Source organism: Cupriavidus sp. 291-E7 (genome assembly GCF_057798835.1).
The window spans coordinates 253,161-273,410 of record NZ_JBYOJV010000001.1; the positions used below are offsets into that span (position 1 = coordinate 253,161).

The 20,250-nt window shown below is 65.6% G+C and carries 21 protein-coding genes; 14 read left to right on the forward strand and 7 right to left on the reverse strand.

The window, feature by feature from the left end; all coding sequences use genetic code 11:
• Window positions 1-29: 29 nt before the first annotated feature.
• Window positions 30-590 (forward strand): ferritin-like domain-containing protein, encoded by a 561-nt coding sequence (locus AC3FLX_RS01125; RefSeq protein ID WP_488693159.1) that lies wholly within the window; start codon window positions 30-32, stop codon window positions 588-590.
• A 103-nt stretch (window positions 591-693) separates the two neighbouring features.
• Here the strand turns inward: AC3FLX_RS01125 and AC3FLX_RS01130 are convergent, their stop codons facing one another.
• Entirely contained in the window at window positions 694-1,680 is a 987-nt protein-coding gene (locus AC3FLX_RS01130; RefSeq protein ID WP_488693676.1) for a DUF1254 domain-containing protein, read from the reverse strand.
• 204 nt (window positions 1,681-1,884) lie between these two features.
• Window positions 1,885-2,760 carry a LysR family transcriptional regulator gene (locus tag AC3FLX_RS01135; protein ID WP_488693160.1) on the reverse strand — a complete coding sequence of 292 codons (876 nt, stop codon included), beginning with the start codon at window positions 2,758-2,760 and terminating at the stop codon, window positions 1,885-1,887.
• 127 nt (window positions 2,761-2,887) lie between these two features.
• Between AC3FLX_RS01135 and AC3FLX_RS01140 the strand changes: the two genes are divergently transcribed.
• The 5 genes from AC3FLX_RS01140 to AC3FLX_RS01160 are packed head-to-tail and all read left to right on the forward strand — an operon-like array spanning window position 2,888 to window position 8,034.
• On the forward strand, window positions 2,888-3,871 hold the full coding sequence (locus AC3FLX_RS01140) for a tripartite tricarboxylate transporter substrate binding protein (protein WP_488693677.1): 984 nt from the start codon (window positions 2,888-2,890) through the stop codon (window positions 3,869-3,871).
• 17 nt (window positions 3,872-3,888) lie between these two features.
• Window positions 3,889-5,121, forward strand: a complete 1,233-nt coding sequence (locus AC3FLX_RS01145; RefSeq protein WP_488693161.1) for a CaiB/BaiF CoA transferase family protein — start codon at window positions 3,889-3,891, stop codon at window positions 5,119-5,121.
• Window positions 5,121-6,137: a cyclase family protein gene (locus AC3FLX_RS01150; RefSeq protein ID WP_488693678.1), complete on the forward strand. Its 1,017-nt coding sequence runs from the start codon at window positions 5,121-5,123 to the stop codon at window positions 6,135-6,137. The genes AC3FLX_RS01145 and AC3FLX_RS01150 overlap by 1 nt, the downstream gene beginning before the upstream one ends.
• 47 nt (window positions 6,138-6,184) lie before the next feature.
• Window positions 6,185-7,144 carry a Bug family tripartite tricarboxylate transporter substrate binding protein gene (locus AC3FLX_RS01155; RefSeq protein WP_488693162.1) on the forward strand — a complete coding sequence of 320 codons (960 nt, stop codon included), beginning with the start codon at window positions 6,185-6,187 and terminating at the stop codon, window positions 7,142-7,144.
• Between the two features lie 14 nt (window positions 7,145-7,158).
• Window positions 7,159-8,034, forward strand: coding sequence for an HpcH/HpaI aldolase/citrate lyase family protein (locus AC3FLX_RS01160; protein WP_488693163.1), 876 nt, complete (start codon window positions 7,159-7,161; stop codon window positions 8,032-8,034).
• 7 nt (window positions 8,035-8,041) lie between these two features.
• On the opposite strand, the gene AC3FLX_RS01165 is transcribed toward AC3FLX_RS01160, so the two are convergent.
• Both AC3FLX_RS01165 and AC3FLX_RS01170 read right to left on the reverse strand, forming a co-directional pair.
• Window positions 8,042-8,443 (reverse strand): hypothetical protein, encoded by a 402-nt coding sequence (locus tag AC3FLX_RS01165; protein WP_488693164.1) that lies wholly within the window; start codon window positions 8,441-8,443, stop codon window positions 8,042-8,044.
• Between the two features lie 63 nt (window positions 8,444-8,506).
• Window positions 8,507-9,403, reverse strand: coding sequence for a LysR family transcriptional regulator (locus AC3FLX_RS01170; protein ID WP_488693679.1), 897 nt, complete (start codon window positions 9,401-9,403; stop codon window positions 8,507-8,509).
• A 105-nt stretch (window positions 9,404-9,508) separates the two neighbouring features.
• On the opposite strand from AC3FLX_RS01170, the gene AC3FLX_RS01175 reads away from it, so the two are divergent.
• Together AC3FLX_RS01175 and AC3FLX_RS01180 are read left to right on the forward strand one after the other, a co-directional pair.
• Window positions 9,509-10,381 carry an aldo/keto reductase family oxidoreductase gene (locus tag AC3FLX_RS01175; protein WP_488693165.1) on the forward strand — a complete coding sequence of 291 codons (873 nt, stop codon included), beginning with the start codon at window positions 9,509-9,511 and terminating at the stop codon, window positions 10,379-10,381.
• Between the two features lie 100 nt (window positions 10,382-10,481).
• Window positions 10,482-11,075 carry a DUF2239 family protein gene (locus AC3FLX_RS01180; protein WP_488693166.1) on the forward strand — a complete coding sequence of 198 codons (594 nt, stop codon included), beginning with the start codon at window positions 10,482-10,484 and terminating at the stop codon, window positions 11,073-11,075.
• Here AC3FLX_RS01180 and AC3FLX_RS01185 read toward each other — a convergent pair.
• A complete protein-coding gene (locus tag AC3FLX_RS01185; RefSeq protein WP_488693167.1) occupies window positions 11,054-12,859 on the reverse strand; it encodes a cytochrome c biogenesis protein DipZ in 1,806 nt (601 codons plus the stop codon). The genes AC3FLX_RS01180 and AC3FLX_RS01185 overlap by 22 nt on opposite strands.
• A 213-nt stretch (window positions 12,860-13,072) precedes the next feature.
• Here AC3FLX_RS01185 and AC3FLX_RS01190 point away from each other — a divergent pair, with 213 nt between their 5' ends.
• The 5 genes from AC3FLX_RS01190 to AC3FLX_RS01210 all read left to right on the forward strand — a co-directional run bounded on the left by AC3FLX_RS01190 (window position 13,073) and on the right by AC3FLX_RS01210 (window position 17,291).
• Window positions 13,073-13,816, forward strand: a complete 744-nt coding sequence (locus tag AC3FLX_RS01190) for a response regulator (RefSeq protein WP_488693168.1) — start codon at window positions 13,073-13,075, stop codon at window positions 13,814-13,816.
• Window positions 13,813-15,117: an ATP-binding protein gene (locus AC3FLX_RS01195; RefSeq protein ID WP_488693169.1), complete on the forward strand. Its 1,305-nt coding sequence runs from the start codon at window positions 13,813-13,815 to the stop codon at window positions 15,115-15,117. Before AC3FLX_RS01190 ends, AC3FLX_RS01195 begins: the two co-directional genes overlap by 4 nt.
• A gap of 421 nt (window positions 15,118-15,538) precedes the next feature.
• Window positions 15,539-16,192 carry a copper resistance protein CopQ gene (locus tag AC3FLX_RS01200; protein WP_488693170.1) on the forward strand — a complete coding sequence of 218 codons (654 nt, stop codon included), beginning with the start codon at window positions 15,539-15,541 and terminating at the stop codon, window positions 16,190-16,192.
• Between the two features lie 62 nt (window positions 16,193-16,254).
• Complete coding sequence (locus AC3FLX_RS01205; protein ID WP_488693171.1) at window positions 16,255-16,674, forward strand: organic hydroperoxide resistance protein; 420 nt, start codon at window positions 16,255-16,257, stop codon at window positions 16,672-16,674.
• A 68-nt stretch (window positions 16,675-16,742) separates the two neighbouring features.
• Complete coding sequence (locus AC3FLX_RS01210; protein ID WP_488693172.1) at window positions 16,743-17,291, forward strand: thioredoxin family protein; 549 nt, start codon at window positions 16,743-16,745, stop codon at window positions 17,289-17,291.
• A gap of 79 nt (window positions 17,292-17,370) precedes the next feature.
• Here the strand turns inward: AC3FLX_RS01210 and AC3FLX_RS01215 are convergent, their stop codons facing one another.
• Complete coding sequence (locus AC3FLX_RS01215; protein WP_488693173.1) at window positions 17,371-17,709, reverse strand: cupin domain-containing protein; 339 nt, start codon at window positions 17,707-17,709, stop codon at window positions 17,371-17,373.
• Between the two features lie 180 nt (window positions 17,710-17,889).
• The gene (locus tag AC3FLX_RS01220; RefSeq protein ID WP_488693174.1) at window positions 17,890-18,360 is read right to left on the reverse strand and encodes a hypothetical protein; all 471 of its coding nucleotides are present in this window, start codon (window positions 18,358-18,360) and stop codon (window positions 17,890-17,892) included.
• 308 nt (window positions 18,361-18,668) lie between these two features.
• On the opposite strand from AC3FLX_RS01220, the gene AC3FLX_RS01225 reads away from it, so the two are divergent.
• Window positions 18,669-20,231, forward strand: a complete 1,563-nt coding sequence (locus tag AC3FLX_RS01225; RefSeq protein WP_488693175.1) for a diguanylate cyclase domain-containing protein — start codon at window positions 18,669-18,671, stop codon at window positions 20,229-20,231.
• The last annotated feature ends 19 nt before the right edge of the window (window positions 20,232-20,250 follow it).

Consider the following 20,250-nt stretch of genomic DNA (forward strand, 5'->3'; position numbering starts at 1 on the left):
ACCATTCGAACGATGACGAAGGAGTCCCCATGTCTCAGAAGCAACCGTTCCTGACGGACATCAAGACGATACGCGAGCGTGCCCGCCAACACATCGACGACGGCGCGGTGACGGCTGGATACGATGCCGAGCGCGCCACCGTGATCAAGCTGCTGAATGAAGCGCTGGCCACCGAGATTGTTTGCACGCTCCGCTATCGCCGCCACTATTTCATGGCCAAGGGGCCGAACTCGAAGAGTGTTGCCGATGAATTCCTGGCGCACTCCAATGAAGAGCAGGGCCATGCCGACCAGATTGCCGAGCGGATCGTGCAACTCGGCGGCGAGCCGGACCTGTCGCCCAACAGCCTGACGTCGCGCAGTCACGCCGAGTACGTGGAGGGCGCCTCACTGACCGAGATGATCAAGGAGAACCTGGTGGCGGAGCGCATCGCCATCGACACCTACCGCGAAATGGTGCAATTCCTGGGTGACAAGGACCCGACTTCGCGCCGGCTGATGGAGAGCATCCTGGCCGTCGAGGAAGAACACGCCGACGAAATGCTGGACCTGCTGTCGTCGCATCCCGATGACAAGGGCAAGAAGCACTGACAACACTGACGCGCAACGGCGGACACCGCCGGTCCGAACCGGCAACAAAAAAGGCGAGGCCGTGGCCTCGCCTGCTTCATTTCCCGCGCCGAGCGCGCGAGAGTCAGTTCACCGGCTGCGGGTCCGGGAATTTGTACTTGCCGCTGAGCACTTCCGCGCGCGGACGGTACAAGCGCACCGCGTAGTTCCACCCTTCGACGATTGGCAGACAGTTGCCGGTATTCGCTTCGCAGCCGCCAAACTGGATGGTGATGCCACCGTCGCCGTCCTTCTTCGCCGTCAGATTGTTCAGCGCATACATATTGGCGGCGTTCTTCTCGAAGTAGCCCTTGGCGTTGTAGACGCTGATGGACCAGAACGCATCCACGGGCACGTCCTTCACACGCAGGCGATACACGGTCTTGCCATCATTCTTTGATGGCGTGACGTTCAGGTACGTCGCGTCCTTGTCGGGGTTGCCGCCCCAGCCGGCCGCCGTGCCGAGCAGATGGCGGATCGGGTCGACTTCGCCCTTCTTGCCGAAGGCGCCCTTGAAATCGGGAGCGGTGGCGGTCAGCACCAGCACGGCATCGCGCACTTTCTTCTGGCTGGCCGGGTCCCATTTCGGCAACTCCAGCGTGCCGGGCGCCTTCTGGCTGACCTGAATGGCGTCCTGCAGCGCGTGCACCTGCTTGAAGTCCTCGGCGTTGTTTGGATCGATGAGCGTGCGGATGGCCACCGCGACATAGCGCGTGCCCACGTTCTCGCGCGTCAGCACATGCTTGCCTGCGCCGTAGTAGACGGCCGGTACGTAGTGATCTTCGTTGATGACCTGCATCGACATGAAGCGCTTGCCCGCGTTCGGCATGGTGATGGTCACCGGGCCTGCGTCGAGGTCGAACACGCCGGACGAATAGAGCGTGTCGCGATTGAGACGAATCACGGTCTGGTGTTCGATCGAAGCGGGTTCGCGCCGATGCAGCAGCTTGCCCATGCCGGCTTGCTTGGCAAGGTTGGCGATATACATGTCCGATTCGGCGCGCACGAAGTTGTCGACCGTGACCGGTACCGTGACGCCCTCCGCGGCCGATTTTTCCTGGGCGTGGACCATGCCGGCACCGGCAAGGGCTACACCGATGACGGCATTGACGATGTGCGATGTTTTCACTGGCTTACCTCTCGCTAGGAAGCGTGGCCGAGGCCACTCGCGGGCCAGTATGCCGCATGGCGATATGCCTCGGTACGTCGCACGAAAGGACTTAGATCGCCGTTCGAAACCGTTTAACCGAGGGTTCCGGATGCGGCATCGTCAGACTCAGATCTTTCCGGCCGCGGCACTGCGCAGTGTGTCGAGCAGCGCGGCGATGACGCGGTCTTCGGTAGCGGTCGCGCGCGAGATAAACGAGATCTGCCGCGATGGCGGGTTGTCGCCCAGCGTCATGACCCGGACCGGAAACGCCTCAAGCAAATATGGGTCGGGCTGCGGCAGCACCGATACGCCAAGCCCGCGCGACGCCATCGCCACGATGGCCGGGATCGACAGCAGTTCGATCCGCGAGCGCACATCGGGCGCCACGCGGCGCACGAAATCGGCCGCCACCGATCCGGCGATGGTCGATGTGTCGAAGCGAATCCATTCATAGGCCTTGAACAGCGTTTTCATATTGCGGCTGCCCGATTCGCGCGGGGCAATCAGCACGCATGGTTCGCGGAAGAGCGGAGTCCAGTGCACGCGCGTGGACGCGCCGGAGTCGGGTTGTGCCACGACGGCGGCATCGATCGCGCCGGAGCGCAGCGCATCGACGAGCGCGGTGGAGCGGCCGCGCTCCAGCCGGACGTCCAGCTTGGGATATCGCTCGCGCACCAGCGCCGTGAACGACGGCAGCAGCGTCACCTGCATCGGCTCGATGATGCCCAGCGTGACCTTGCCTTTCACGCCCGGCGCGGATCGGCGGCGCAGCGATTCGAGCGCGCGTATGGCGTCGTCGAGCGTGGCGCTGACTTCGAGTGCGAAAGCGGTGGGGCGCACCTGCAACGCGGACCGGTCGAACAGCGGCTGGCCGAAATACGCTTCAAGCTGCTTCATCTGCAGGCTGACCGCGCTGGGCGACAAGCTCATGCTGGCCGCCGCGCCGGCAAAGCTGCCGCTGCGCAAGACCGCGGCCAAGGTCTGGAAGCATTCGACCTTCATGAGTTTTTCTCACCAAGAGGTTTAAAAACGTCACTTTATCTCAACCGTCGGCGTGGCTAGGATGTTGTCCGACGGCGCCGATATCGACAGGTGCCGCATTGCACAATAATCCGGAGACAACGTCGTGATGCCGCATCGCTATCGCCTGCGTACCCTCGCAACCTTCATCACCGCCCTTGCTGCCGTCACCGCCATGCCGGTGGCTAATGCGGCGGAACCCGTGATCCCGAAGAACATCCGCGTGGTGGTGCCGTTTCCGCCGAGCGGCAGCAACGATGTGTTCGCGCGCCTGGTCAGCGAGAAGCTGTCGAAGAAGCTCGGCGTCACGGCCATCGTCGACAACAAGCCTGGCGCGGGCGGCGCGATCGGTGCCGAATTCGTGGCACGTTCCGCGCCCGATGGCGCCACCCTGCTGGTGACGTCTTCCACGCTGACGGCCAACGCCGCCGTGCAGCCGAAGACGAGCTACGACGTGAACAAGAGTTTCGCGCCCGTGGCGATGCTGGCCAGCGGCCCGATGGTGCTGGCGGTATCCGACAAGTCGCCCTTCAAGACCGTGGCCGATCTGGTTGCGGCGGCCAAGAAGGATAAGGGCGCGATCAACTACGGCTCGGCCGGCATCGGCTCGATCAACCAGATGTCCAGCGAACTGCTGGCCGGCGACGCCGGCATCGAGTTCACGCACGTGCCTTACAAGGGCATCTCGAACGCACTGACGGATCTGATCGCCGGGCAGGTGCAGTTCGTGATCGCCAGCTTTCCGTCGGTGGCCACGCAGGTGAAGGGCGGCAAGGTGCGCGCGCTTGCCGTGACGTCGCCCGCGCGTTCGCGCTTTGCGCCGCAATGGCCCACCGTGGCGGAGACCGTGCCCAACTATTCGGCCGAGCTGTGGTGGGGCGTGTTCGCGCCCGCCGGCACGCCGCAGCCGGTGGTGGACAAGATCAACGCCGAGATCCGCGACATCATCGCCACGCCGGAAATGCGCGAGATCTTTGCGCGGGAAGGCGCGGAACCGTCCGCGCTGACCGCCGCGCAGTTTGCCGAGCATGTCCGCCGCGACAGCGCACGCTGGAAGCAGGTGGCCAAGGCCCGCAACATCACCGCCGAGTAAATCAACAGAGTCTTCCCATGTTCAGGCAGCAAGCCCTGGCGCCCGACGCCACCGGACCGCTCGACGGCATCCGCATTCTCGATCTCTCCCGCCTGGTGGCGGGCAATACGCTGACGATGGCGCTGGCCGACCTGGGCGCCGATGTGCTCAAGGTGGAGCCGGCCACCGGTGACACGCTGCGCGACTGGAAGGTCAGGGACGTGCCCACCGCATGGAAGGCGTACTGCCGCAACAAGCGCAGCCTGTGCCTGAACTTCCGTGCCGAAGGTGCGATCGACGTGATTCTCGATCTCGTGTCGCATGCCGACGTCTTTATCGAAAGCTTCAAGCCCGGCACACTCGAATCGATGGGACTCGGCCCCGACGTGCTGATGGCACGCAATCCCCGGCTCGTGGTGGTGCGGGTGTCCGGCTGGGGCCAGGACGGCCCGTATTCGCACCGGCCCGGCTTCGGCACGTTGGTGGAAGGCATGTCGGGGTTCGCATCGATGAATGGCTTTGCCGACCGCGAGCCGGTATTGCCGCCGATCTACCTCGGGGACATGACCGCCGGTCTCTACGGCGCCATCGGCGTGCTCAGCGCCGTGCGCAACGTGGAGGTGCGCGGCGGGGTGGGGCAGGTGATCGACCTGCCGCTGCTCGATCCGATTTTTGCGATCCTGGGCGCGCAGGCCGCCAACTATCGGCTGACGGGCTCGGTCAAGCCGCGCACGGGCAGCCGCTCCACCAACAGCGCGCCGCGTAACGCGTATCAGACGTCGGATGGCAAATGGGTTTGCTTGTCCGCGTCCACCCAGGCCATGACGGAGCGGCTGTTCCGGGCCATCGGCCGGACGGAGCTGATCACCGATCCGCGCTTCGCCACCAATGCGGAGCGCGTGAAACATGCCGCGCTGCTGGACGGCATCATCGGCGAATTCCTCGGCACGATGACCCAGCCCGACTGCGTGGCGTTCTTCGACAAGGCGGGCGTGACGATCGGGCCGATCTACGATATTTCCGATATCGAGCACGATCCGCATTTCCATGCGCGCGACATCGTCGTGGAGATTCCCGACGCGGAGATGGGCCAGATTCCCGTGCACAACATCTCGCCAAGACTGGGTGGCACGCCGGGCGCATTCCGGCGCGCGGCACCGGCGCTCGGCGAGCATTCGGCCGAAGCATTGCGCGCGGCCGGGTACAGCGACGAGCGGATTGCCGCGCTGACGGCCGCCGGCGTGGTCGTCGATACCGGCGAGCGTGCATGATGGCCGCGAACCCGCGTTGGAAACAGCGCCCGGAGGGCGCCAACTGGGGCGATTTCGGTCCCGATGACCAGCTGGGCCGGCTCAATCTGATCGGGCCGGAACAGGTGTTGGCCGCCGTGCGTGAAGTGCGCGAAGGGCTGACGTTCTCGCTGAGCCTGCCGCTCGATGTGCCACGCGCCGGGGTGCTGAACCCGCGCCGGCGTCCGCCCGTGCTGCATGCTTCGGAAAAGGACGGCCAGCGCGTGTTCAACCGCCCGATGGCGGGCGATGTACCGGGCGCGACCGACGTGATCAGCGACGACCATGTCACGCTGTCGCCGCAATACTCGACGCAGTGGGATGCACTCGGGCACGTGAACTGCCTGTTCGATGCCGACTGCGATGGCCACGCCGAAACGGTGGGCTACAACGGCTTCTCGGTGGGTAGCGGCATTGCGGCCGATGGCACGTTCATCGGCGCCGACGCGCTGTCGATCGCGCCGATGGCCGCACGCGGCATCCAGGGGCGCGGCACGCTGGTGGACCTGCGCCAGCATTTCGGCACGGGCCGGCGAGCGGTTGGCTACGACGACCTGATGCGGGTCATCGAAACGGATGGCATAGACGTGCGGCGTGGCGACATCCTCTGCATGCACACCGGGCTTGCGGACATGGCGCTGGCGCTGTCCGCGACCGATGACCACACCGTGCTGCGCAACGCGTGCGCCGTACTCGATGGCACCGATACGCGGCTGCTGCGCTGGATCGACGATGCCGGCATCGCCGCCATTGCCGCGGACAACCACGCCGTGGAGGAGCGCCGGCATGCCTTGCCGCCGGGCACGGCCGGACCGCTGCTGCCGCTGCATGAACTCTGCCTGGTCAAGCTCGGCATTCCGCTGGGCGAGATGTGGCATCTGACGCCGCTGGCCGCGTGGCTGCGCCAGGCGGGGCGGGCATCGTTCCTGCTGACCGCGCCGCCGATGCACCTGCCGCGCGCCGTGGGATCGCCAACCAATCCGATTGCCACTGTCTGACATTCCCGATCAACGTAGATCAACGTAGAAGACCTGGAGACTCCCTCATGCATCCGACCTTGCGCAAACTGCTGGTCGCCGTGGCCACCTGCGTGCCGCTGCTGGCCGCCGCCGGCTATCCCGACCGCCCGATCCGCATGATCGTGCCGTATTCCGCCGGCGGTGGGGCCGACAACACGGCGCGTGTGATCGCGCAACGCATGAGCGCGTCGATGGGCCAGCAGGTGGTGATCGACAATCGCCCCGGCGCGGCTGGCGTGATTGGCGAGGAAGCCGTCGCCAAGGCCACGCCCGACGGCTATACGGTGCTGTACGACGCATCGGCGTTCGCGGTGAATCCGAGCCTGCGCAAGATGTCGTTCGACCCGCTCAAGGAACTGGTGCCGATTTCGCTGGTGGCCACCGCGGCCAATATCCTCGTGGTACCGCCGAACGCTCCGTACAAAAGCATCAAGGATTTCATCGCCTATGCGAAGGCGAATCCGGGCAAGCTGACGTTCGCGTCGGCCGGCGCGGGCAGCGGGTCGCATCTGGCGGGCGAATTGCTCAATGCCAAGGCTGGCATCGACATGATGCACGTGCCGTACAAGGGCGGCGCGCCGGCGCTGACCGATGTCATGGGCAGCCAGGTATCGGCCTACTTTGGCAACGTCGCCTCCACGCTCAACTATGCGAAGAGCGGCAAGCTCAAGGCGCTGGCGGTGACCTCGCTCAAGCGCAACCCGGGCCTGCCCGATACGCCGACGCTGGCTGAAAGCGGCCTGCCCGATTTCGAAGTGCTGGAATGGAACGGCGTGTGGGTGCCGAAGGGCACGCCGCCCGAGGTGGTGGCGCGGCTGGCGAAGGAAGTGCAGGGCGCCGTGGCCGATCCGCAGGTGCAGGACAAACTTCGTCAAATGGGGCTGGAGCCGGTTGGAAATTCGCCGCAGCAGTTCGACAAGTTCGTCAAGGGCGAAGCGTCGCGCTGGGGTGCGCTGGTCAAGGCGCGCAACATTCGCGCCGAGTGAGGGTGGAGCACACCATGCGCAGCAAACTGTTTGTGCCGGGATCGCGCCCGGAACTGTTCGACAAGGCGCTGGCGAGCGCCGCCGATTCACTGTCCTTCGACCTGGAGGATGCCGTGGCCGAGCCGCGCAAGGCGGAAGCCCGCGCCGCGCTGCGTGACCTGCTGGTATCGGGCCGTACTGCGGTAGCAGGCGGAGCGGGCAAGACCATGATCGTGCGGGTGAATGCGCCGGACACCGTGCACTTTGCGCCCGATATCGCCGCTGTGGTCCAGAACGGGCTGCACATGATCAATGTGCCCAAGGTCGAGGACGTTGAGCAGGTTCACATCGCCGCCCGTGCCGTGGCCGAGGCGGAGGCCGCCAACGGCGTGACCGCGCCGGTCACGCTGCTGCTCAATATCGAATCGCCGCGCGGACTGCGCAAGGCCTATGAACTGGCCGCCGCGGACAAGCGCGTAGCGGGGCTGCAACTCGGCTATGCCGATCTGTTCGAGCCGGCCGGCATTCATCGCCGCGAAATGCTGGCGGTTGCGCAGACGATGTACCAGATGCGGATGGCCACGGCCGAAGCCGGCGTTTTCGCCTATGACGGGGCATTTGCCGACGTCAAGGACGCCGACGGTTATCGTGCCGAAGCCGAACTGGCACGACGGCTTGGCTACCTTGGCAAGAGCTGCATCCACCCGAGCCAGATCGCGCTGGCCAACGATGTCTTCCGCCCGACGGAGGCGGAGATCGCCGCCGCGCAGCGCATTGTCGCGGCGGCGGCGGACGCCGACGGCAAGGGCGTGGGTGCCTATCTGGTCGACGGCAAGATGGTGGACCGCCCATTCGTCGAGCGCGCCCGTGCCGTGCTGGCGCAGGCGCGCGCGATGGGCTGGACGGGCTGAGCCGATATCAGCGCGCCGCCGTGCCGGGCTTGCAATCCTTGACGTAGCCGGTGACGCGTCCCTTGCTGAGCATCGGCCGCCAGTCTCCGGCGCTGCGGATCTGCACGTCCGTGCCCTGCCGGGCCGCGCGCAGGTTGATCAGATACGAATAGCCCGCATCGGTACGATGGCCGTAACCCACGCGCACATCGACCTTGCCCGGCTCGGGATAGGCCATCACGTTGGCGTCGTCGCCGAGCTTCTGCTTGAGGCACAGGACCAGGTCGCCCACGCTGGCGTCGGAGTGAAGCTCGCTGCCATCCTGGGATTCCAGGTATTCCATGCTGGTGCCGCTGGCACATGCGGCCAGTAGCGGAGTGATGATGGCCGCGATAAGAAGTGGCCGGAATCCGCGCGTTGAGGCTCTCATAAGTCCTGTTGGAAGTCGTCCGAAATAGTTGCCCCGCGATGCTGCCATGCGCGGCGCGGCGGGTCAAAGCCCGCTTTCCTTGAGGAAATCGACAAACGCCCGCAAAGGCGCCGGCAGATGGCGGCGCCCTGGGTAGTACAGGAACGGCCCCTGAAATTCCTGCCACCACGGCTCAAGGACCGGTTCGAGCGCGCCGCTGTCCAGATGCTCGCGCAGCATGCCTTCGAACAGATGGATGACGCCGGTGCCGGCCAGTGCCATCCGGATACATAGATCGATGGCCGCGCCGGGGCGCGTCAGCAGCCGGTGCGGTGGATCGAGCCGCAGCACTTCACCATCGCGCTCGAAATCCCAGGTGGGCATGGCCCCGCCCGCGAACTGGCCGCGCAGGCAGGCATGTTCCAGCAGTTCGCGCGGATGCATGGGGCGGCCATGCCGGTCGAGGTAGCCAGGCGTGGCGGCGGTGGCAAAGCGCTGGACGCGCGGGCCGATCGGGATGGCCACCATGTCCTGTTCGAGCCGTTCGCCGTAGCGGATACCGGCGTCGCAGCCAATCGACAGCACGTCGACAAAGCCGTCTTCGACCATCACTTCCACGCGGATATCGGGATACGAAGCCAGGAACGGTGCCAGCACCGCCGGCAGTACGATGCGCGCCACACTCGACGGCACATTGAGCTTGAGCGTTCCGGCCGGCTTGTCGCGGAATGCGTTCAACACGTCGAGCGCCGATTCCATTTCGCCAAACAACGGCGTGAGCCGTTCCATCAGACGCTGGCCGGCTTCAGTGGGCGCCACGCTGCGCGTGGTGCGGTTCAGCAGCCGCAGGCCCAGCCTGGCTTCCAGGCGCCGCACCGCGATGCTGAGACTCGACGCCGAAACGCCGCTGATGCGCGCGGCGTCACGGAATCCGCCCGCGCGCGCGACCGAGACAAAGGCAGCCAGGTCGTTGAATTCCATCGCATTGTTCAAAATCTTCAACAGGGCATTCAATCTAGCCCCGGTTATCAAACAATGCAACGCTGCCCATACTGGCTCCGTCAATCCGTTACCAAGGACTTAGCCATGACCACCACCTCTACTCGCGGCGCCGATACCTGGCTGCTCGGCGATCGTCGCGTGAACCGCATGGGCTACGGCGCCATGCAATTGGCCGGCCCCGGCGTATTCGGTCCGCCGAAGGACCGCGACGCCGCCATCGCCGTGTTGCAGGCGGCCATCGCGGCTGGCGTGAATCACATCGACACGAGCGATTTCTATGGCCCGCACGTGACGAACCAGATCATCCGGCAGGCGCTGCATCCCTATGCCGACGACCTGCTCATCGTCACCAAGGTCGGCGCCGTGCGCGACGAAAAAGGCGCCTGGCTGCCAGCGATGGAACCGGCGGACCTGACGCGCGGCGTGCAGGACAACCTGCGCAACCTGGGCCTGGCGCGGATGGAAGTGGTCAACCTGCGCATCGTCGGCAATGTGCACGGCCCGGCGGAAGGCTCGATCGCGCGCGAGGTGGAAGCCTTGGCCGATCTTCAGGCGCGGGGCCTGGTGAAGCACATCGGCCTGAGCAATGTCACGCCCGCCCAGGTTGAAGAGGCGCTGAAGATCGTGCCAATCGTCTGCGTGCAGAACCACTACAACCTCGTACACCGCGAGGACGATGCGCTGATCGACACGCTCGCCGGCCAGGGCATTGCCTATGTGCCGTTCTTCCCGCTGGGCGGCTTCACGCCGATTGCGTCGAGCAGGCTGTCGAGCCTCGCGGCATCGGTGAACGCCACGCCGATGCAACTCGCGCTCGCATGGCTGCTGGACCGCTCGCCGAACATCCTGCTCATTCCGGGCACGTCGTCGGTGGCCCATCTGCACGAGAACCTTCGCGCGAGCGATCTGGCGCTGACCGATGCGCTGCGCAAGGATCTGGATGCGCTGACGCTGTAACCCTTCCAAAAAATATTACCCGGATGTAATTGACTCGCTAAATATCATCCGGGTAATATTCGATCCCATCACAACTCACAACCGGGGATGGAGATCATTCATGGAACACAACGAAACCTGCACCGCGTTTGCCGGTGAGCGCCGTCTGGTGGCGGGCACGCCGGTCCAGGTTGCATTGGCGGTGGCGGCGGCGCTGCGTGAGGACGCCGGTCAATCGATTCTTGTATTCGAAGACCTGAGCGGCCGGCAGGTGGATTTCGATCTGCGAGGCAGCGACGCGGACATCGCCGCGCGGCTAGCCCCGGCCGTTGCCGATGACGGGCAGGCCAGGAAGGCCGGCCGGCCGAAACTCGGCGTGGTTGCGCGCGAAGTCACGCTGCTGCCGCGCCATTGGGAGTGGCTGGGCGATCAACCGGGCGGCGCGTCGGTGACGTTGCGCAAACTGGTGGACGCCGCGCGCAAGGGAGCCGGCGTGGACCTGGCCGCTGGCCGCGCCAAGGCGGCGGCCGACCGCTTCATGTCGACCATGCTCGGCAACCAGCCGGGCTACGAGGAAGCGTCGCGCGCGCTCTATGGCGGCGATCAGGAACGCTTCCTCGCGCTGTCCGAGGCCTGGCCCGCCGACTTGCGCGACCACGCGCGCCAGCTGGCCGCCCAGGCATTCGCGGGCGATCAGCCGAACGTGAACGCATAAGCCTGCGCGCCTGGGTCGAGGAAGCGAATCTCGAACGTGTGCTCGCCCACGTCGCCAGCCTGGCGCACCAGCTGATAGAGCCGCGTGGCGGTGATCGCGCCATTGCCGTTGGCGTCGGTGTCGGCGCCGTGGCTCGCGCCCGGTGCCTTGCCATCGATCGTCACGACAAAGCGCACCGCGCGGCCGTCGGCTGCCGGCCCGAGCACCAGATGCAGGTCGCGTGCACGGAAGCGGTAGCGGATGCTGCCGTCCGCGCGGTCGAGCATGGCCTGCTCGGCGCCGACGGTCCATTGGCCGTTGAGGCCCCACTGGTTCAGGGGCAGGGTGCCGCCCACGCTGTAGGCGCGCGATGCGTCCGGGCGGATGCCGCCCGGCGATGCGAAGTTCGACGCCTGGCTGTAGCCCACATAGGTCTCGCCCGAACGGACGTTGCGCAGATCGGGAGCCGCCTGTGCGCCCTGGGCGTCCGGGATCACGACATCGCGCGACGTGGCGGGCCGGCCGGCTTCGGCCAGCAGGGACTGGATCACGCGCTCGGAGTTGGCGTAGTCGCCCTCGCCAAACTGGTGGTGACGGATATTGCCGCGTGCGTCGACGAAGTAGGCAGCGGGCCAGTAGTTATTGTTGAAAGCGCGCCAGATGTTGAAGTCGCTGTCCAGCGCCACCGGGAATCCGATCTTGAACTCGCCGATCGCGCGGCGCACGTTGTCGGGGTTCTTCTCGAATGCAAACTCGGGCGTGTGCACGCCGATGACCGTGAAGCCCTGGTCCTTGTACTTGTCGGCCCAGGCGCGCAGATAGGGCAGCGTGCGGATGCAGTTGATGCACGAGTACGTCCAGAAGTAGACCAGCGTGACCTTGCCTTCCACCTGCTGGCGCGTGACGGGTGCGCCGTTGGGCGTGTTGAACCACTTCGCCGCGCCGTCGAACGCGGGCAGCTGGCCTTCCACCGGCAGGCGGTTGCCGAATCCGACGCTGGTGTCGTTGGCGGCCAGCAGCATGCCGGTGCTGGCGGCCGGTGCGTCGTTGGCAACGGCAACTTCCTGACGGGCCTGCGGCGCGGGCGCTGCATCGTTGTGCAGCCGGTTGATCAGCGCCTGCTCCAGCCGGGCCGGGCCGGCCACGGACAGCCGTGCCAGCAAACCGGTATCCGCGCCGATCGCAATCGCCGCCACGCCACCCAGCACGCCGACACCGAGGCCGCGGCGCAGCCATTCGCCAGCACCCATCGACCGCTTCATGGCCGCGAAGAGCCGGCCGCCCACACCCAGCGCCGCCGCCAGCGAAGTGGCCGCGCCAGCCGCGTAGGCCACCAGCAGCAGCGAGCTTTGCACGCTCGCGCCTTGCAACGCCGCCGTGGTCAGCACGATGCCGAGGATGGGGCCGGCGCACGGCGCCCAGAGCATGCCGGTCGCCACGCCCAGCAACAGCGACGCCCACGGCGATGCGGCCGGGCCATTGCCGGCCAGCCGGTTGCCCAGTGCCACCACGGGGCGCGTCAGCGTATCGGCCAGCTTCGGCACCAGCAGCGACACGCCGAACACGGCCAGCAGCGCCAGCGCGGCATAGCGGCCATACTCGTTGGCGCGCACCGCCCACGCGCCACCCACGGACGCCAGCGTGGCCACGGCGGCGAAGGTCAGCGCCATGCCCGCCAGCATCGGCAGGCGGCCACGCAGGAACGGCTGTCCGCTGCTGCTCAGCACGAATGGCAGCACGGGCAGGATGCACGGACTCAGGATGGTCAGGGCACCGCCAAGGTAGGCAAGGATTAGCAGGGTCATGATCGGGCACCTTCAGGAAGGATTTGGCATGCCCCAATGAGACGCCCGTGATCTACCGTAAATGTGTCGCCGAACGGCAAAGTTGTATGACTTTGTGCGGCCGGAGCGGCCAGATACATTGCGATACACGCAAAGCAGCGGCCGCCCATACAATCACGCCAACAGACTGATCGTTCACATTTCTCCAAGAACAAAATTACCAGGGTGACGCTGATGGAATCGCATGTTGACCACGTCCTGATCGTTGATGACGACCGGGAAATCCGTGAGTTGGTATCCACTTACCTGACCAAGAACGGCCTGCGCGTGACGATGGCGCCGGATGGCCGGCACATGCGCCAGTTCCTGGAAGCCAATACCGTCGACCTGATCGTGCTGGACGTGATGATGCCCGGCGACGACGGCCTGGTCCTGTGCCGCGAGCTGCGCGCGGGCAAGCACAAGGCCACGCCGATCCTGATGCTGACCGCGCGGGACGACGAGACCGACCGCATCATCGGCCTGGAAATGGGTGCCGACGATTACCTGACCAAGCCGTTCGCGGCGCGTGAGTTGCTGGCCCGCATCAAGGCCGTGCTGCGCCGCACGCGCATGCTGCCGCCCAACCTCCAGATCACCGAGGCCGGCCAGATGCTGGCCTTCGGCGACTGGCAGCTCGATACCACGGCGCGTCACCTGATCGACAGCGAAGGCACGATCGTCGCGCTGAGCGGCGCCGAATACCGGCTGCTGCGGGTGTTCGTCGACCATCCGCAGCGCGTGCTGAACCGCGACCAGCTGCTGAACCTGACCCAGGGCCGCGAAGCCGACATGTTCGAGCGCTCGGTGGACCTGCTGGTGAGCCGGCTGCGCCAGCGCCTGAACGACGATGCACGCGAGCCGGCCTATATCAAGACGGTGCGCAGCGAAGGCTATGTGTTCTCGATGCCAGTCGAGATCAAGGAGGTACGTCAGTGAGTACTCGCCGCTGGCACTGGCCGCATACGCTGGGGTCGCGCCTGTTTCTTATCCTGTTGACGGGCCTGATCGTCGCGCACCTGATGTCGATTGCCGTGCTGTTTTCGGAACGCTACATGTCGGCGCGGCAGGTGATGCTCGGCACGCTGGAAACGGACGTGGCCACGTCGGTGGCGATCCTGGACCGGATTCCGGCCGCCGAGCGTCCGCAGTGGTTGCCGCGCGTGAATCGCGGCAACTATCAGTACATCCTTGGCCCGGGTTTGCCGGGGGTGCCTGAAATGTCAGAGCGGGGCAGGGACATTGCCGAGCGGATCATGGAAGCCACCGGCACGCACTATCCCGTGACGGTGCAGTCGATTCCCGGCGACGGCAAGCAGCTTCAGGCGCATCTGACGCTGAGCGATGGCAACCCGCTGACCATCGACGTGCATCCACGCATGACGCCCATTGCCGAATGGCTGCCCTATGTACTGGTGCTGCAACTGGCCCTGCTGATCCTGTGCTGCTGGTTTGCCGTCCGGCTGTCGATCCGGCCGTTGGTGGCGCTGGCCGAGGCCGCCGATGCGCTCAATCCCAATATCAAGTCGGCGCCGCTCGATGAAACCGGCCCGACGGAACTGGCGCGGGCCGCGCGGGCGTTCAATGCGATGCGCGACCGGATTGCGCAGTTCGTGGAGGAGCGCGTCCAGATCCTGGCCGCTATCTCGCATGACCTGCAGACGCCCATCACACGCATGAAGCTGCGTGCCGAGATGGCCGAGGATTCGGAGGAAAAGCGCAAGATGGTGAGTGATCTGACCGAGATCCAGACCCTGGTGCGCGAGGGGCTGGCTTACGCCAGGAGTGCGAGCGGCGATGCCGAACAGGCGTCGCGGATCGATCTCGGGTCGTTCGTGGAAAGCCTGGTCTACGACTACCAGGACACCGGCAAGGACGTGACGTTCGGCCAGAATGCCGGCGGCGCCATCATGACGCGCCCGAACGCGCTGCGGCGCGTATTGACCAACCTGATCGACAACGCCATCAAATATGGCGGCGGCGCCGCCGAGGTTGGGGTGCACCGGGAGCAGGAGGCCGTTGTGATTGCGATCATGGACCGCGGGCCGGGTATCCCGGAGGACAAGCTCGAAGCCGTATTGCAGCCCTTTGTCCGGCTGGAGGGGTCGCGCAATCGTGAAACCGGTGGCACGGGCCTGGGTCTTGCCATCGCCCATCAGCTCATCGCGGCGATTGGCGGCACGCTGACGCTGCGTAACCGCGAAGGCGGCGGCCTGGCCGCCGAGATCCGCCTGGGCTGATCCGGCCCTTCCCTGACCCGCCACACAGTCTTTTCTTCCTGGCCGCACCGGTAACGGTGCGGCCACGTCATTTTCCGCGTCCCGCTTCCCACATTCCGTATCCCGCGCGATCCCCCCCGCGTGTGCCCGCCTGTGCGTCATGCGCCTTGCATGGCGCCGTCCGGGCGTCACTTTCGCGGTCCGCCGGGCGTGATTCGCTTGCGCCGCTTCCCCTTTTTGTACGCGACTGTATCAAGCCGCCGCGACGATACGTGCCCTGACACAAAGGCCGCGAAGTCGCTACGGGCGCGATACGTGGGCCGCCTTAAATACGTTCCGTGGCAGCGCAACGCATCAACGACTAAGTGAAGACGCTGCTTCGGCATACCACCGATTGAAACCGAAACCGCTCACTTACTCACTATCCAAAAGGAAACCGATCATGTCCAAGACCCTCACCAAGCGCCTCGTTCTCGCCGTTGCCCTGGTTGCCGCCGCTGCCGGCGCACAGGCTTCCGTCCTCGGCGCCCGCGACCCGTACTCCGATGGCGCCCGTGCCGTGCAAGGTGCACGCGATGTATTCAGCGACGGTGCCCGCTCGGCCACGGAAGCCCGTGACCCGTACACCGAAGGCGCCCGCTCGGTACAGGACCAGCGCAGCCCGTTCTACGACGGCGCCCACACGGTGGCCAGCCTCCGCTCGGCCGACCCGTTCCTCGACGGCGCCCGCTCGGTGCAGGAACCGCGCAGCCCGTACTCGGATGGCGCCCGCTCGGTACAGGAACCGCGCAGCCCGTACTACGACGGCGCGCACACGGTGGCCAGCCTCCGCTCGGCCGACCCGTTCCTCGACGGCGCGCGCTCGGTGCAGGAACCGCGTAGCCCGTACTACGACGGCGCCCACACGGTGGCCGGTCTGGACCGGGTAGGCGTGTCGGCCCCGCCGGCCCGCTCGGTCGATCAGTACCTGGACGGCGCCCGCACGCTTGACCCGTACTACGAAGGTGCGCGCTTTGTTGCAGGCATGGACCGCACCGGCGTATCGGCGCCCCCGGCACGTAGCGCCGACCCGTACCTCGACGGCGCCTACGCCTGAAGCCCCGCCACCGGAATTCCGAACCAATTACGCATCAACCGCTTTTACACAAGGAACGCATCATGACCCGCATTGAAAAAGTCCTGTACACCGGCAAGGTCCACACCACGTCTGGCGGCCGCGATGGCTCTGCCCGCAGCGACGACGGCAAGCTCGACATCAAGCTGTCCCACTTTGCCGGAAAGGGCCCGGGCACCAACCCCGAACAACTGCTGGCCGCTGGCTGGTCCGCATGCTTCATCGGCGCCATCGGGATTGCCGCTTCCAAGGCAAAAGTGCAGCTGCCGGAAGACCTGTCGGTGGACACCGAAGTGGATCTGGGCACGGCAGGCACCGAGTTCTTCCTGCAGGCGCGCCTGCGCGTGAATATCCCCGGCGTGGCGCGCGAGGTTGCCCAGCAGCTGGTGGAAGTGGCGCACCGCACCTGCCCGTACTCCAAGGCGCTGCACGGCAACATCCATATCGAAACCGAACTGGTCTGACCAGTGTCCCGCCCCGTCGTCCGTGATGCGGACGACGGGGCGTTCCTCTTCTTCACGAGCCCAGCATCATGCGTAACCTTCTTCGCGCCATCGTGGCCGCGGCCGCCATCGCCGCGATCTACACGTTCGGTACCGGCGCCATCGCCGAAAGCCCCAAGGTGGGTGACCAGGGTGTCGCGCCCGAATTCGTGGGGATCAACAACTGGCTGAACTCCAAGCCGCTGTCGATGCAGGACCTGCGCGGCAAGGTGGTACTGGTGGACTTCTGGACGTACGCGTGCGGCAACTGCGTGAATACGCTGCCGTATGTGAAGCAGTGGTACGACAAGTACAAGGACCAGGGCCTGGTGGTGGTGGGCGTGCACACGCCCGAGTTTCCGTTCGAGAAATCGACCGAAAACGTGCAGGCCGCGCTCAAGCGGTATGACATCCGCTACCCGGTGGCGCAGGACAACATGTATGGCACGTGGTCCGCGTATCGCAACCAGTATTGGCCCGCGCTCTACCTGGTGGATGCCAACGGGCGCATCGTCTATCAGCACTATGGCGAAGGCCGCTACAAGGAAACCGAGGCGGTGATCCAGAAGCTGTTGGCCGAGCGCAAGCCGGCGCAGTAACGGCAGCCACGGTTGCACAGTTGCACGGAAAAAAGGGGGCTTTGCGCGCAAAGCCCCCTTTTTCTATGGCGTCGCCGGTTTAGCTCCCGCCGTCCAGCAGCACGATCGTCAGCAGTACCGAGGCATCGCTGAGCGCCTTCACGTCGTGCCTGACGTTGCCAGCCAGATAGATCAGGTCGCCCTGGTGCAGGCGTTGCGATCCGTGATCGAGCGTCACTTCGATCTCGCCCTCGATGCACTGGATCGTCAGCGGGCCGGCCACGGCGTGCGGCGGCAACTGTTTGCCGGCCAGCATCACCAGGCGCGCCACTTCCATGTGCGGTGCCTTGAACAATGCGGTGGTGGGGGTGTTCTTGAGATTGACGCCCAGCGGAAGCACGCTGGCGGTCTGGCCGGAGGTCAGGTGGGGAATCGACATGGCTCTCGCTCGCTGAATGGGGATTGGCTGGTTGTACAGCCGCGCCTTACTGCGCACGGTAGCTTTCAGTCTATTGCCAAATCGCTCCCACGGCACAACACGAGTGTGGCAAAGGCAGCGTATGTCGGTCAGCGGTGTCACGGGCCACGCCGCGGCGAGCGTGGCCACGTCACGCGCGGTTCAGGCCAGCGCGCCGTCGGTGTAGACGTCGAACTTGCGCGATGGCTCGGCTGAAACTCCACGGAGGTCCATGCCAGCGAGCGCGCCGTCGGTGTAGACGTCGATCATGCGCGATGGCTCGGCCGAAACGCCACGGAGGTCCATGCCAGCGAGTGCGCCGTCGGTATAGACATCGATCATGCGCGACGGCTCGGCCGATACACCACGGAGGTCCATGCCGGAGAGCGAGCGGTCGTTATTGAGCTCACGGGTGGCCGGCGCAACATCGCGTGCGCCTTCGCTGTACGTGTCGAAGCGGCCGGCGCGTGCGCCATCCGTAAAGACATCGCGCATATCCATGCGGAAGCTGTAGCCGTACTTGTCGCCGGCGTGCGTGCTGTCGCGCGGACCCGAGGCGTGGGCGGCGCCGGCAGCCAGGCCGAGGGCAAGGGCAGCGGTGGAGAGGAGGGAAACGGCAAATCTGCGAGACATGGCAACACTCCAGAAGCAGGTGAAAAGCAGGGGGAACGCGATGAAGCGTTCCTTTGCTTTTACGCAGGAGTCGTACCAATGGATGCAGACCGCCAGATGTGGTGCAGCCGGCGCGCAAGGCGCCTTGCATCGCGTGAAATGGTGGGCAACGGCCAACAGGCCGGCCCTGCCGGTGCCGGGGGATGCCAAACACCGGCGCTGGATCAAACCGCACCGAAATTAGCGTCATCAAGCGTATAGAGCCGCGATGAATTGCCGTTAAGTCATGTACCCCCCGCATCCGCTGGCATAGACGGCACAGACATTTCATGAAGGCATACCTCCACTCGATCAGGTTCGGCCTGATTCGCACGATGGCGATTGGTGCGCTGATCACCGCAGTGTTGGTGGCTGGCGGCCTTTTCGTCATGAAGCGGTTCGACACCTATGTCAACGCCATCTACCTGCGCAACACGCTGCCGGTGGGCCAGCTTGGCGAATTGCGCGCGAGTTGCCTGGAAGCCAGGCGCCGGCTCTGGCGTGCGCTGGCGCTGCGCAGGCATGCCGATGATCATGGCATCGCGGCAAGTGTCGACGAGGATCTGGCCCGGATGGACCGCGCGTGGGATGCGTATTCTCCCGAGAACATCAGCAGCGACCGCGAACGGAATGCCGCCAGCGCGCTGCGTGCGGAACTGCCCGCCTTCCGTTACGCGGCCCAGGCCACGGCCAGCATGATCGGGGCCGGCCGCCATGACGACGCGCGTGAATACTTTGGCGCGCAAGCGGGGCTGATGCAGCACATCGACAACCTGATGCTGGAGGCCATCGACGCCAACGTCGGGCAGGCCGCGGGTATGGCGGCAGACAGCCGGAAGATGTTGGAACGGAGCGGCCGGGCGGCGGCGTTGCTGCTGGCCATCGGGTTTGGCGTCTTCCTGCACTTCGCGCTGCGGCTGCTGCGTGAACGCGAGGATGCCCGGCGCAAATCGCGCTACAGCCTCTGGCTGGTCGACCAGGCATTCGAGCTGACGCAGGACGGCATGATGATCACCGACGCCAACGGCGTCATCGAGAAAGTGAACCCGGCATTCGTGCGGCTGACCGGATACAGCGAGGCGGAACTGGTCGGCAATACGCCGCGCCTGCTCGGCTCGGGCCGGCAACCGCCGGAGTTCTATCGCGACATGTGGCAGACGCTGCGGGAATCCGGGCACTGGCGCGGCGAGCTGTGGAATCGCCGCAAGGACGGGGCCATCTATCGGGAATCGCTGTCGATCAACGGCATTCGCGGCCCCAACGGCGATATCTCGAACTATGTCGCCGTGTGTGCGGACATCACGCAGCGCCAGCTTGCGCAGGAGCGCCTGGGCTACCTGGCCACGCACGATCAGCTGACCGGCCTGCCCAATCGCACGCTGCTGGGCGAGCGGCTTACGCAGGCCATCGCGCGCGCGCGTCGAGGCACCACGCACGTCGCGGTCATGTTTGTCGATCTCGACGGTTTCAAGGCCGTCAACGATACGTTGGGCCACGGCATCGGCGATGAAACGCTGATTACCGTCGCCCGGCGGTTGAGGGCCGAATTGCGCGAGGCCGATACCGTGGCGCGCCTGGGCGGCGACGAATTCGCCATCGTGCTGGAGGACGTCGCAAATATCGAATACGTGGCACCGCTGGCCGAGAAACTGGTAAGTGCCGTGGGCGGTATCGACACGATCAACGGATGCCGGATCCATATCACGCCGAGTATCGGCATCGCCCTGTATCCGGACGACGCCGTCGAGCCGGACCTGCTGCTGAGTCTGGCCGACGAAAGCATGTATGTGGCCAAGCGGTCCGGGAAGAACGGCTATTGTTTCAGCGGGTCGCTGGCGCCGCGCGTGGCGTAGGGGGCCTTGCCGATGACAT